This is a genomic window from Qipengyuania aurantiaca (genome assembly GCF_019711375.1).
In the GTDB taxonomy this organism is placed as follows: Bacteria; Pseudomonadota; Alphaproteobacteria; order Sphingomonadales; family Sphingomonadaceae; genus Qipengyuania; species Qipengyuania aurantiaca.
This window is the reverse complement of record NZ_CP081295.1, coordinates 2,383,129-2,395,516: the sequence shown is the minus strand read 5'-3', so window position 1 is coordinate 2,395,516 and position 12,388 is coordinate 2,383,129. Positions and strand designations below refer to the sequence as shown.

The window sequence follows — 12,388 nt, the reverse complement described above, 5'->3', positions numbered from 1 at the left end:
TCTAATCGATCGAGATCGAAAGATTTTTGGCCGATCCGCTGGAGATCGATAGGGTCAAAAATTGGGTTGGGCAGTCAGCGGGCACTTTGAATGCAATCGGCTCGCTGTAAACTTGGGAGACCAGAGCCGAATACCGGCTCTTGCTGCTTCGATCGCAGCGAAGTTCGATATGGAGATCACCTGCTCGTGGATAAGCTCCAAGTCGCGCGTCGGATTGCTCATCTTTCTGCAGCGTAAGTCGCCGCTCCCCAGGTTCCAACACGGTATAACGCGTCGCGAAGGGATGCCGGAGGCGATCACGGTTTTGCACTATTAGGACACCGCTTGTGTCGACTTGGCGAACCACGACCCCGGGAGAAGGAGGATAGATCCAAGAAAAAGGGTAATTTTCCCCGAGACTTGGAGTGAATGCCAATCCCCGACCCTCCGAACCCATACAGCCCTCAGGCCACACAGCGATCGCCAGTGCCCCGCGGTTGCGAGCCAGCAATGTACGCGTAACACGAGCAAACCGCGCGCAGGGCATTTGGGGCGCTCGCTCGCGTGCGGTGATTAGGGTATCCGCCACTTCCGCGCTGAAATTAGGGTAGGCACCGAGAAAATCGGCAAGCGCAAACATAAGCGTGTTACTTCCCTCGAGCCGTGCTGCTAGTGCCTCTCGCCCATGCGCGGACGGAAGCATCATGCTTAATGAGGCAAAGATAGCTTCTTTCTCTCGCTGCAGCCGGGTGAGAGCGTCAATTCGCTGCGCAGCGATGATCCAGTTTTCTTCTGAAATCGCGCTGCCGATTACCATAATTTGCGTGTAGGTATCACGCCAGCCTCGGCTCGCTGCATACCCTAAGGCACGGCCAGCCCTATCGGGATCGTCCGCTTCGACAGCAGCCATGGCAAAGGCGGCCAGCGTGCCCGCATCAATCGGACGATGACGAAGTGAGGCTTCTGTTCGCTCCAGCGCAAGCTGAGGTGCAGGCATTGCGAGTAAGCGTCCAATTTTTGCGTCGGCAAAGCCACCAATCCCTGGAGGCACGTAAACCATCAATGTTGGCCGTGTGTTGGAATGACGGTCGATCTGAAAGACCGCAGCTACCGCAGCCAACACCAAAAAGATTGCTACTCTTGAGCCCCAACCAAGCCAGCTCCGGCCCTCGATCACCGTTCGTCCGCCATCGATTCATATGTATAGTAATCGGTGCCGTAATAAGAGTATTCGCCGCTAACATTGCGCGGATTGAATTTGGTTAAGATAGCGCCGATCACGTTCGCCTTGACCATAGCCAGGCGGCCGAGCGCTGTCTTGACCGCGCCGCGATTGCCCTTCTCAGCGTCAATCACGATAAGAACAGCATCGGTATGAGCGGCAATAGTGGGTGCGTCAGACAGTCCGAGCATCGGCGGAGCGTCAAAAACGATGCTGTCGAAACGCGTGAGCAAATCGGCAATTAATTCATTGAAATTGATGCTGGCAAGCAGAGAGGCTGGATCGGGCGGTATAGGAAGCGCTGTCATATAGGTCAGGTTCGGATTGTCCGAGCGAACAAGAACTTCGTCGATAGTCCGTTCTCCGGCAAGAACGGTGGTGAAACCCACCTGGTCCTTGTTCGGCAGTTTGCGATGAAGGGTCGGTCGGCGCAAATCTGCATCGAGCAGCAGCGTCTTACGGCCCAACTCCGCAAATTCCAGTGCGAGCTTTCCTGCCGAAGTTGTCTTGCCCTCCCCAGCTTGCGCCGAGGTGACCATAAGCGTGCGCGGTATGCCCTCCCCCGTACTGTACCGAAGGTTCGTAACGAGTGATTGATAAGATTCGCTGGCCGGGGACTTGGGATCGTCAAGATCCTCGGCCGGATTACCACCTTGAACCAAGGGAATCAGCCCGAGCAGCGGAATACCAACTTTGCGTTCAACATCTTCCGGTGTGCGGAGGACCTCGTCGAACTGCTCTCGCAAGAAAACAAACGCGGCTGCCAGCATTACCCCGCCAAGCAAGGAAATCAGCATATTAAGCAAGAGGCTCGGTGAGGAGGGTACCCGTGGCGTCTGGGCTGAGTCCACCAACGAAACGTTGTTCGACGTCGCACCTGCTGTGGCACTTAGTTCATTAAATCGGGTTAGCAAAGTGTTGTAGAGCGCGCGGTCAGTTTCAGCGACACGCTTCAAAACGTTGTACTGTACTCCCCGATCCTGTTCATCGAGAGCAAAGTCGCGTACTTCCGAGACTTGACTTTTGATCTGCGATTCTCGATCGCGAACGGATCGATAATTTAATTCAACCGAATTTTTGATCGAAGTTCCGACCTGTTGTAGCTGCCTATTTATTTGGTCAACTTGCGCCTGCAGCGCTTGGACATTCGGATGTTCATCTAGGTGTCGCGTCCGCTCTTCGGCGAGGCGTGATTCAGCTACGGCGCGCTCGCGTACCAACTGGCTATACGCTGGATTTTGTAGAACTTGCGGTATCGAACCAATTGGCTCACTTTCAATCGCCTCCCATGTGTTCTGGGCCGCTATGCGATCAGCGGTTGCTTGTGCAGCAGCGGAGTTGAGCTGTTGCAATGTCTCGTTCGTAACCGAAAGAGTGGTTTCCTGGTCAGCGTTCTGCCCCCTGCCACTTATGCGGATCAGGCCCGCCGCGCGGGAGAAGGAGTTAAGATCTTTTTCGCTCTGCTCGAGCTTATTGCGAGCGTCCTCGAGCTGTTGCGCGAGAAACTCGCGCGCATATGCGCTACTGTCGAATTTACGGGCTAGATTACTTTCGATAAAATTCCGCGCAATCGAATTTGCCAATTCAGCTGCGATCGCAGCGTCACCGCTTTGGAAATTGATTGATACTAAACGACTGTCGATCGGCAAAGTAGCAGTAAGGCCTTCCAGCACCATATCAGTCGCCATATCACGACGAAAGCGAGCGAGACCTTCGCTGCCACCATAACCAGTTCCTGGAAGCGATTCCAACTGTGGAATGTCTTTGCCCTGAGCGGTATAGAAGTCTTCCCTGGCAGCGAGGTTTTCAGCCTCGACAACCCGCTCCGCCAAACTTCGGCTTTGGATCACATCGACCTGCGTCTGCAGGAACCTTTCGGTTTCTTGCATTGGAACACTAGATTGTGTTTCGGCCCCTTCGATAATCGCGTCAGTAGTTTGCTCAATCAGGACCTGCGAGGTTGCAACGTATTGCGGACGCATCAATAGGGTAACCAAAACCCCAGCAACGAGTGCGAGAACGATGAACGCAACTATACCGAGAATGTTGCGACGCACCGCAGCACCGACGCGGCGCAAATCGATGTCGAAAAAGACATCGTCAGTCACCCCGGCCGAGCCACTTGAATCCCGAGCACTTCCATCTCTCATAGGATCGTGACCCTGCGAGTTTTCGATGAGATAGCCAGTTGTCAATTATCAGAACCTTGTGAACGCGTTGAAAAGCGGTGCAGCTCGCAGGAAGCTTTGCCAAGTTCCCCGCAGAGCCGAATAGCCAACCACAATACGATCTCCACCCAGCACTTCGGGATCGTCTGCCCGCCCCTCACGAATTGCTTTCAGATCGAAGATGGCTCCATGACGTTCACCATTGATCATGCGGAAAATGATAACCTCATCATCTACTCCGACTGAAGTTATCCCTCGCGCACGCGCCACCGATTCAAGCAATGAGGATGTACCTGCAATTTCGTAGACACCAGGCTGCTCCACCTCACCGTCTACTGTCACACGCTGCGCCGCGGAACTGACCACGCCAACCACGACCTGTGGGTCGCGAATGTAACGGGACCCCAAGCCCGCCTCGATTTCTCGACTGAGTTCGATTGGCGTTTTACCGATCGCGGTCATTTCGCCAATGAAAGGGAAGTTGATCGTTCCAGCCGAATTGACTGAGAGCTCGTCAAACGTAAGCTCACTCTCTTGGAAGACGCGTATAGAGAGGGTATCCAGCACACCAATCCTGTACTCCTGAGCCCCGATCTTATCACTCGCAGCGGGCATGGTCCGATAAGCGAGTTCGCCCTTCGGTAAGTCGCTGGACGGGCTAAAACAGCCAGCAAGCAGCAGTGTCGATGCGGCAAGAGCAGCGCGGGTAGTCTTAGGCAATTTTACGATCCCTCTTCGTCGTCAATGGCGCCGTTAGCAGAGCCACGAGGAGTCCTGCAACGCATAACTCGGCCATATTCCGCAGCGGGAAATAGAGCAGAGCCTGAAGCGCGATGCACGATCCAGCCAATGCCGCCGCAAGCGTGACGGGAGCCTGAACAGTCCTCAAACCGCAGATGATCGCGTAAAGCAGATAAAGCAGCCAAGCGATGACGAGTGCTACTCCGAAAATGCCCGCTTCGAGCAATATCTCCAGATATTCGTTATGGGCCCGAGCCGCTTTTTTGGTGATTAGCGCCTCGAGTGATTCTTCCACCTGAAATACCTCGTCGAAGGTGCCCATTCCACTTCCGACAGGCCAGTAACGCTCAATTCCCACCACTGTATCTGCCCAGATGTCGGGCCGCGAATCTTCGAAGTCTTCGAAGCGCTCCCACGTCTGATCCAATCGGTTGTTGGTTGCCATCAGCATTCCCGCCCCGACTAAAGCAAATAGAGCTGCGCCAAGTGAGACCCATCGTTTTCTGGAAGGTAAGGCCATAACGCGCCGCACCGCGATTATCAGAGCCCAAAGGCCTGGCAGGCACAGCAAGGCAACAGCCGATCGAGAATTCGTCAAAATGACCCCGATCACCAGCAAAATGCTGAAGGCAATAAACAACGTGGTCCGCACTGTGGATTTATTCGAAACCTCGTACAGGCCGATGAGCGCGCACAAGCCGATCACCAGGAAAAGACCGCTGGCGATGTGGCCCACAAAGAAGCCATAAAAGCGGCCCTCGCTATTCGTTTCATAGAGCAACAGAGCGTCTCCGCCCACGGCAAGCTGAAGAACCCCGTATGCCAGCTGCAGAATTGCTAGTCCGGCCAAAATTCCCAGCCCCGCATGGGACGCTTTCTTCGAGCCAAAGCGATACGTTACTATCACTGCCAGCGGACCCGCCAGCGCAAATAAGGCTGTTATAGTTCGCCCTCGGTCGAGCGTGAGCGGGAACCAGTCGTTTTCGGCATGGACAAGTGCCCGGCTTTCAAGCGCCATTTCACGCCCAGGCAGCGCCTTCCAGACCTCAGGCGGCAAAGGCACCAATTGCATCACAGGCAAAAGCACTGTGGCTGCAACGAGAACAATCAGGCCCTTCGGCGCTTTTGAAAGGAATTGACCGATCTTGTCCGGCCACAACAGAAGAAGCGCAAGCCCACCAAGCTGCACGAACAGATTGGTCAGACCATGACGAATTCCACCACCACCCAAAATAAGTGCAATCAAAAGAAATATAGCGAGCGAAAACCCGAATTCCCTGATCTGGGCATAGATTCGATCTGAAGACGATTTGCTTCGCATCAACCCGTTCTGAACTTGATTATCGCCGACGTTGCTAGCGGGCATAAAAAACCCCGCCGGTTTCTATAACCAGCGGGGTTCGAATCGAAAACCGTTCAATTAATCGGTAGTGTCATCGTCATCGACAGCGATGATAATGCCGAGGATCACAGCGACAGCAGCGAGAACAGCGAGGATGGTGGCCGAGCCACCAAGTTCGCTTTCCGAAGTCGCAGCTTCGGCACCACGCTCAACACTCGACATCTTGACGGGCTGGACAGCAATGGCGCCGGTGTCGGCAGCACGGGTACCGGCCTGAGCCGCGACGGGCGCAACGGCCATTGCGACTGCACCGAGGCCCGAAAGAAGGCGGCTGGTCTTCATAGGTAATCTCCTAGTTTTTTCTTCTTACGAGAATTCAATTGGCTCGCTAGCAACATTACGCCCTAAGCGCAACCGGTTAAATTCCGACTACGAGCGCTTTCCTTGCGCTCGCACAGGACACCAAAGATGCCAAGCCCGGATTGTTCCTGAGTTCTCACAATTTAGTGAAAACTGACATTTTTGCATCACCTTACGGTTAGTATGCATTCGGATGCACGAGTACTTTAGCGGTCGCGAATATGATCTTCAAATCGCCCAGCGGCGACCAGTTCCGGATGTATTCGAGGTCAGCTCCCAGGCGGTCCGTCAAATGCCCTTCGGTCTCCGTCGCGCCGCGGAATCCGCGCACCTGTGCCAGTCCGGTGAGACCCGGCTTCAGCGAATGCCGCTGCCAGTAATTGCTGTCGATTTCCCAGAAGAGCTTCTCGTTGGCGAGCGATCCGAGCGCATGAGGGCGTGGCCCCACAAGGCTCATTTCGGAACGCAGCACGTTCAACAGTTGCGGAAGCTCATCAATACTTGTGCGGCGAATGATTTTGCCGATCCGCGTCACCCTGTCGTCATCGCGCGAAGTCGAGCGTGCGCCCTCCGAATCGAGCTTGGCCACTTTCATCGAACGGAATTTCAGCATGTCGAACATGACATTGCCCTGCCCCATCCGCGGCTGCACGAAGAACACCGGCCCGCCGTCCTCCAGCTTGATCAACAGCGCCACGATCAGGAAGAGCGGCGAGAGCAGGATGACCGCCGGCAGAGTGAAGGCGAGATCGATCACGCGTTTGGTCAGGCGCGCACGCAACCCCAATGGGCCTGCAGATACGACCAGGAAAGACCAGCCGTGCTCACGCTCGAGCGCCAGCGCGCCGAGTTCCTGCAACGCCTCGGAAACGACTTCGCCGTGCACCCCGGCCGCGCGCATTATCCGGGTCCAGAACACGCGCCGCTCGATCGGACAGCTGACGATGACACGGTCCATATCGCGCATGGTGCGCCCGAGCAGATCAAGCGCTTCGGGGTCCGTATGGGCGTTCTCGACCATGGCACTGTCAGCAGTGACCCGGCCGGCACCCGGCAAGTCGATGTGGGGACCGCCGTCCTCGATAATGAGAACGTTGGAGACCCTCCCGGCAAAATTGCGCCGCACGTTCCAGTAAAACACGCTCCGCACCAGCAACATGGCGACGAATGCCATGACGATCGCTGTCGAGAAGGTCAGGCGCGCAAAGTCAGTGGTCGATCCCACGTAGAAGGTCATGACCAGGAACAGCATCGCCGAAACAGCAAGCGTCATGGCGAGCCTGGTCAAGGCATGGCGCAGGTTTTCGAGGGTCTGGATCGAATAGAGGCGATTGTAGATCGCGATGACGACGAAGATCGGGATCGTGAACTGCATCACCTGGATCGCGCGCATCGATGGTGTCTGACCAACCAGGATAGCTGCCGACAACCAGAAGCTGCCAAACAGAATCGCGATGTCGAACAGGAATAGCGCTGCGTAAAGCTGTATCCGGCGATGCTCCATCGCCGGCCGCTGGTTTTGCTCGATAAAGTCTTTCAAAGGCATGCTTCGTTCCGGTTCAAACCGGCCCGTGGACGGGTCCATTCGCTGTTAAGAAACATGGGCGAATAGCGCGCCCCACTCTCGCGCAGTCTTACTCAGCGTCACGGCCCGACGCAATATAATTTGCTAAAAGCCCATAGGGTTAACGCTACTGCAACGGTGCGCCGGCCGCCCCCACCTTGCCCTCTTGCGCCACTCTGCTAGAGCGCGCGCAACTGCATTCGAAACAACAGGAAAACCATGGCCAAGATCAAGGTAGCCAACCCGGTCGTCGAACTCGACGGCGACGAAATGACGAAGATCATCTGGAAGTGGATCCGCGAACGGCTGATCCTTCCTTACCTCGACGTCGACCTCAAATATTACGACCTCTCGATTGAGAAGCGCGACGAGACCGACGACCAGATCACGGTCGACGCGGCCAACGCGATCAAGGAACACGGCGTCGGCGTGAAGTGCGCGACGATCACTCCCGACGAAGCGCGCGTCGAGGAATTCGACCTCAAGAAGATGTGGCGCTCGCCCAACGGCACCATCCGCAACATCCTCGGCGGCGTGGTCTTCCGCGAGCCGATCGTCATCGACAACGTCCCGCGCCTCGTGCCGGGCTGGACCGATCCCATCGTGGTCGGTCGTCACGCTTTCGGTGACCAGTATCGCGCCACCGACACGCTGATCCCGGGTGCCGGCAAGCTGCGCCTCGTCTTCGAAGGCGAGAACGGCGAGAACATCGATCTCGACGTGTTCGAATTCCAGAGCCCCGGCGTCGCCATGGCGATGTACAACCTCGACGACTCCATCCGCGACTTCGCACGCGCCAGCTTCGCTTACGGTCTCGACCGCAAGTGGCCGGTGTATCTGTCGACCAAGAACACCATCCTCAAAAAGTACGATGGCCGCTTCAAGGACCTGTTCCAGGAAGTGTTCGACACCGAATACAAGGCCGAGTTCGAAAAGCACGGCCTCACCTACGAACACCGCCTGATCGACGACATGGTCGCCGCCGCCCTCAAGTGGAACGGCAAGTTTGTCTGGGCCTGCAAGAACTACGACGGCGACGTGCAGTCGGATATCGTCGCGCAAGGGTTCGGCTCGCTCGGCCTCATGACCTCGGTCCTGATGACGCCCGACGGCAAGACGGTGGAAGCGGAAGCCGCGCACGGCACCGTCACCCGTCACTATCGCCAGCACCAGCAGGGCAAGGCGACCTCGACCAACCCGATCGCCAGCATCTTCGCCTGGACCCGCGGCCTCATGTATCGCGGCAAGTTCGACAACACGCCCGAGGTGGTGAAGTTCGCCGAGACGCTCGAGCAGGTCTGCATCAAGACCGTCGAAAGCGGCAAGATGACCAAGGATCTCGCGCTGCTGATCGGTCCGGACCAGAGCTGGATGACCACCGAACAATTCTTCGAAGCCATCGTGGAAGGCCTCGAAGCCGAAATGGCGAACTGGGGCTGAAACCCTATGCTGTCCGGCTCGTTACCCGGATAAGCCAGATCATCGGGGTCGGCGCAAAGCCGGCCCCGTTTTCGTTTGGGGTCGACACATTGAAGACGGGGTATTGATGGCCAAGCAGCCAGCGAAAAAGCGCACCACTCGCCGCAAGGGTTCGGAAAAGTTCGGGCAGAAGCGGCTCGATGTCCGGGGCGCGATGATCAAGGACATTCCGGGCATCGCGAACCTCGTGCGCCGGGTCTACGAGGACATGCCCGCCTATACCCACGGCGAGATCCGCGGCCAGATCAACAATTTCCGCGAAGGCTGCTTCGTTGCGCTGCTCGATGACGAGGTGGTGGGCTATTGCGCCACGATGCAGCTCGCCGAAGCGCTGGCCTTCCAGGAGCATGACTGGGACGAGATCACCGGCAATGGCTATGGCAGCCGTCACGATCCGACCGGGGACTGGCTATACGGCTACGAAATGTGCGTGGACCCGAAGGTCCGCGGCGTGCGCATCGGGCGCCGCCTTTACGAAGAGCGCCGCGCACTGGCCGAAGAGAAGGATCTGACGGGCATCGTCTTTGCTGGACGGATGCCGAACTATCGGCGCCTGCGCCGTAAGGTTGATGGCCCGCAAGATTATCTCGACCAAGTGGTCGCCGGGAAGCTGCACGACCCCGTGTTGCGTTTCCAGCTTGCAAACGGGTTCGAGCCCGAGCGGGTGATGGAAGGCTACCTGCCCGAAGACAAGGCCAGCATGGCCAATGCGATCATGATGGTCTGGCGCAACCCCTATGTGGAGCGCGACCAGCCCGTAAAGAAGCGCCTCCCTCGCGGTGTGGAGGCGGTCCGCGTGGCCACCTGCCAGCTGCAGGCGCGGCAGGTCGCCGACTATGACGAGTTCATGCGCCACGTCACCTATTTCGTCGATGTTGCAAGCGATTACGAGGCAGACTTCATAGTCTTTCCTGAACTCTTCACGCTCATGCTGTTGAGTTTCGAGGAGAAGGAACTCTCCCCCGTCGAAGCGATCGAACGCTTGTCGGAATACACGCCGCGCCTGCAGGCCGACATTTCCGAAATGGCGATGCGCTATAACATCAATATCATCGCCGGCAGCCACCCTACGCGGATGGAGGATGGCGACATCCATAACGTCGCCTATGTCTGCCTGCGGGATGGCTCGGTCCACGCGCAGGAGAAGATACACCCCACTCCCAACGAGCGTTACTGGTGGAACATCAAGGGCGGCGACAAGGTCGAGGTGATCCAGACCGACTGCGGCCCGATCGGTGTGCAGATCTGCTATGACAGCGAGTTTCCCGAACTCAGCCGGCGCCTTGCCGACGAAGGCGCGCGGATTATCTTCGTGCCCTTCTGCACCGACAGCCGCCAAGGATATCTGCGCGTCCGCTATTGCGGTCAGGCGCGCGCCATCGAGAACCAGTGTTTCGTGGTCCTTTCGGGCAATGTCGGCAACCTCCCAAATGTCGGCAATATGGACATCCAGTACGCCCAGAGCTGTATCCTGACCCCTTGCGACTTTCCCTTCGCGCGTGACGGTATCGCCGCCGAAGCGACCGAGAACGTGGAAACGCTCACCATCAGCGACATCAACCTCGCCGACCTCCAGTGGGCGCGCGCGGAAGGCACGGTGCGCAACCTCGCCGACCGCCGGTTCGACCTCTACCGCATCGAGTGGGACGAAGACGGGAAGCACCCCGGCAAGCCGCGCCCGCGCCGCGAACCGCTCGGTCCGACCGGGCCAGGCGGTGGCTAAGCGCCTGCGGCTTGGTGACACCTTAGAAAAGGCTGGCTAGAGCAACCCCATGGCTTCGGGCGAACTCGCATCACCTGCACTTTCGGACGCGCTGGTCATTCTCGGCGCGGCGGGGCTGGTCATTCCCGTCTTCACGCGGTTCCGCATTACGCCGGTCATCGGCTTTATCCTGATCGGCATCCTCGTCGGCCCCTATGGCCTCGGGCAGATGGTGTTCGAGCGACCATGGCTGGAACACATAACCATATCCGATCCCGGGTCCCTGGACCTCTTCGCCGAATTCGGGATCATCCTGCTCCTTTTCGCCATCGGGCTCGAACTCTCGTTCAAGCGACTGTGGCAATTGCGCCGGCTCGTCTTCGGCCTCGGCGCGGCAGAACTGCTCATCGGTGGCCTCTGCCTTGCGGTCGTGCTTTCGATGATGGGGCAGTACTGGATCGGCGCACTGGCGCTGGGCTTTGCTCTCGCCTTCTCGTCCACCGCCATCGTCCTGCCGATTTCGGGCAGCACCAGTCCCGTCGGTCGCGCCGCGCTGTCGATGCTGCTGTTCGAGGACATCATGATCGTGCCGATCGTCTTCATTCTCGGCGCCATGGCTCCCAACGCCGCATCGGAAGGCTGGGAAGGACTGCTGACGACCATGTGGCAGGGCGCAGCGGTCATCGCGGTGATGATGATCGCGGGGCGCTACGCCCTTCCCCGCCTCTTCGCACAGGCCGCCCGCACCAAGAGCCCGGAGCTGTTCCTCGCCGCCGCCATGCTAGTGGTGATCGGATCGAGCCTTGCCACGGCCGCGGTCGGCCTTTCGCCCATCGTCGGCGCGCTAATTGCAGGCCTGCTGATCGCGGAGACCGAATACCACACCGAAGTCGAAAGCATCATGGAGCCCTTCAAGGGCCTCGCGCTTGGCATTTTCCTCATCACCGTCGGCATGAGCATCGACCTTGCCACGATCTGGGAATATCTCGGCTCCATCGCGACGGCGGTGATCGGGGTCCTCGTTTTCAAGGCGCTGCTAACGGGCGTCCTGCTGCGCCTCATGGGCGCGCGCCGCAGTACGGCGGCCGAGACCGGTATTCTCATGGCGAGCCCTTCGGAAACCACATTGATCGTGCTCGCCGCCGCGAGTTCGGCGCTGCTGATCCAGCCCGGCACGGCGCAGTTCTGGCAGATCGTGACCGCCATCGGCCTCACCATCACGCCGCTGCTGGCGCGCCTTGGCCGCGTGGTCGCGCGCCGGGTGGAGCCCGCCCCCGAACTGCCCCCCGAAGACGAGGGCGAGGCCAAGGTCATCATCGTCGGCATCGGCCGCGTCGGACGGCTGGTCGCGCAAATGCTCAAGGCACACGACAAGCCCTATGTCGCCATCGATTCCGATGCAGACCTGATCGAATACGCCAAGCGCGAAGGATATCGCGCCACTTTCGGCGATGCCGCGCGCGGCGATGCGCTCCATCATCTCGGTATCGAGGACGCGCTCGCCGTGGTCCTGACGATGGACGAGCCCGTCCTCGCCGAACGCCTGGTCCGAAAGCTGCGGAGCGAATACCCCGACCTGCTCATCGTCGCGCGCGCCCGCGACATCGCGCACGCCGCCGAACTCTACCGCGCCGGGGCCAGCCACGCCGTGCCCGAGGCGCTGGAAGCCACATTGCAACTGTCGGAAGCCGTGCTGGTGGATATCGGCGTCCCGATGGGGCCGGTCATCGCCTCGATCCACGAAAAGCGCGACGAGTTTCGCGAACAGATCGAGGAAGAGGGCGCACTGGGCTACAAGCCGAAGCTACGCTCAAGCACGGCGAACGGTTGA

At 58.4% G+C, this 12,388-nt stretch carries 9 protein-coding genes; 3 read left to right on the top strand and 6 right to left on the bottom strand.

The features are described from left to right. Nucleotide 1: 1 nt before the first annotated feature. The 6 genes from K3148_RS11670 to K3148_RS11645 form a co-directional block, all read right to left on the bottom strand. Nucleotides 2-1,156: a hypothetical protein gene (locus K3148_RS11670; protein ID WP_221424942.1), complete on the bottom strand. Its 1,155-nt coding sequence runs from the start codon at nucleotides 1,154-1,156 to the stop codon at nucleotides 2-4. Further along, nucleotides 1,153-3,309 carry a GumC family protein gene (locus K3148_RS11665; RefSeq protein WP_247711569.1) on the bottom strand — a complete coding sequence of 719 codons (2,157 nt, stop codon included), beginning with the start codon at nucleotides 3,307-3,309 and terminating at the stop codon, nucleotides 1,153-1,155. Before K3148_RS11665 ends, K3148_RS11670 begins: the two co-directional genes overlap by 4 nt. A 90-nt stretch (nucleotides 3,310-3,399) precedes the next feature. Beyond that, complete coding sequence (locus K3148_RS11660; RefSeq protein ID WP_221424941.1) at nucleotides 3,400-4,089, bottom strand: polysaccharide biosynthesis/export family protein; 690 nt, start codon at nucleotides 4,087-4,089, stop codon at nucleotides 3,400-3,402. Next, entirely contained in the window at nucleotides 4,082-5,476 is a 1,395-nt protein-coding gene (locus tag K3148_RS11655; protein ID WP_221424940.1) for an O-antigen ligase family protein, read from the bottom strand. Before K3148_RS11655 ends, K3148_RS11660 begins: the two co-directional genes overlap by 8 nt. Nucleotides 5,477-5,530: 54 nt before the next feature. Then, nucleotides 5,531-5,794 (bottom strand): hypothetical protein, encoded by a 264-nt coding sequence (locus K3148_RS11650; RefSeq protein ID WP_221424939.1) that lies wholly within the window; start codon nucleotides 5,792-5,794, stop codon nucleotides 5,531-5,533. A gap of 196 nt (nucleotides 5,795-5,990) precedes the next feature. Then, nucleotides 5,991-7,358, bottom strand: a complete 1,368-nt coding sequence (locus K3148_RS11645) for an exopolysaccharide biosynthesis polyprenyl glycosylphosphotransferase (protein ID WP_247711568.1) — start codon at nucleotides 7,356-7,358, stop codon at nucleotides 5,991-5,993. A 237-nt stretch (nucleotides 7,359-7,595) separates the two neighbouring features. Here K3148_RS11645 and K3148_RS11640 point away from each other — a divergent pair, with 237 nt between their 5' ends. The 3 genes from K3148_RS11640 to K3148_RS11630 all read left to right on the top strand — a co-directional run bounded on the left by K3148_RS11640 (nucleotide 7,596) and on the right by K3148_RS11630 (nucleotide 12,388). Beyond that, nucleotides 7,596-8,816, top strand: coding sequence for an NADP-dependent isocitrate dehydrogenase (locus tag K3148_RS11640; RefSeq protein ID WP_221424938.1), 1,221 nt, complete (start codon nucleotides 7,596-7,598; stop codon nucleotides 8,814-8,816). Nucleotides 8,817-8,922: 106 nt separating this feature from the next. Then, on the top strand, nucleotides 8,923-10,578 hold the full coding sequence (locus K3148_RS11635; protein ID WP_221424937.1) for a bifunctional GNAT family N-acetyltransferase/carbon-nitrogen hydrolase family protein: 1,656 nt from the start codon (nucleotides 8,923-8,925) through the stop codon (nucleotides 10,576-10,578). Between the two features lie 49 nt (nucleotides 10,579-10,627). Next, entirely contained in the window at nucleotides 10,628-12,388 is a 1,761-nt protein-coding gene (locus tag K3148_RS11630; protein WP_221424936.1) for a cation:proton antiporter domain-containing protein, read from the top strand.

Coding starts and splice junctions, on each gene's coding strand:
- K3148_RS11655 (WP_221424940.1), bottom strand. CDS start 5,476: ATGCCCGCTAGCAACGTCGGCGATAATCAAGTTCAGAACGGGTTGATG.
- K3148_RS11650 (WP_221424939.1), bottom strand. CDS start 5,794: ATGAAGACCAGCCGCCTTCTTTCGGGCCTCGGTGCAGTCGCAATGGCC.
- K3148_RS11645 (WP_247711568.1), bottom strand. CDS start 7,358: ATGCCTTTGAAAGACTTTATCGAGCAAAACCAGCGGCCGGCGATGGAG.
- K3148_RS11640 (WP_221424938.1), top strand. CDS start 7,596: ATGGCCAAGATCAAGGTAGCCAACCCGGTCGTCGAACTCGACGGCGAC.
- K3148_RS11635 (WP_221424937.1), top strand. CDS start 8,923: ATGGCCAAGCAGCCAGCGAAAAAGCGCACCACTCGCCGCAAGGGTTCG.
- K3148_RS11630 (WP_221424936.1), top strand. CDS start 10,628: ATGGCTTCGGGCGAACTCGCATCACCTGCACTTTCGGACGCGCTGGTC.